General features: G+C 45.3%; 2 protein-coding genes. Both read right to left on the bottom strand.

The features are described from left to right. Nucleotides 1-405: 50S ribosomal protein L9 (gene rplI / locus DS839_RS35915; RefSeq protein ID WP_119275355.1), on the bottom strand; the 405-nt coding region annotated here is incomplete at its 3' end. A 17-nt stretch (nt 406-422) separates the two neighbouring features. After that, the coding region (gene rpsR / locus DS839_RS35910; RefSeq protein ID WP_119275354.1) for a 30S ribosomal protein S18 at nt 423-647 on the bottom strand (225 nt) is incomplete at its 5' end.

Below are 647 nucleotides of genomic sequence, written 5' to 3'. Positions count from 1 at the left end.
GTGTAAGTGAACTTTAACTTCGTGTTCGCCGGTTGTGCGAAGCGGACCTTCACCTAAACGAACTTCTGATTTAGCTACTGCAACGCCTGCCGCTGTTAATGCATCAGCGATATCTTTTGCAGAGATTGAACCGAATAAACGACCGTCATCACCTGCTGTTGCAGATACTGATACTGCTGCGATTTCAGCAATTTTAGCTGCACGAGCTTGTGCTGCCGCTAACGCTTCAGCCGCTTTCGCTTCTAACTCGGCACGACGTGCTTCGAAGTGAGCGATGTTTGCTGCTGTTGCCATAACCGCTTTACCTTGTGGGATTAAGAAGTTACGTGCAAAACCTGATTTAACAGTTACTTGGTCGCCCACAGAACCTAAGTGAGCAACTTTATCTAATAAAATAACTTGCATTGTACTCGACCTCTCTATTACTGATGGTTGTCAGTGTATGGAAGTAACGCTAAGTAACGAGCGCGTTTGATTGCGCGAGCTAATTGACGTTGATACTTCGCACGAGTACCAGTGATACGGCTAGGAACAATCTTGCCGCTTTCAGAAATGTAGTTCTTTAATGTAGCGATATCTTTGTAATCGATCTCAACAACATTTTCCGCTGTGAAACGGCAGAACTTACGACGACGGAAATAACGTGC

It is taken from the genome of Taklimakanibacter deserti (genome assembly GCA_003574785.1).
Note: the sequence above shows the minus strand (reverse complement) of the source record. Positions and strands in the feature narration are given on the sequence as shown.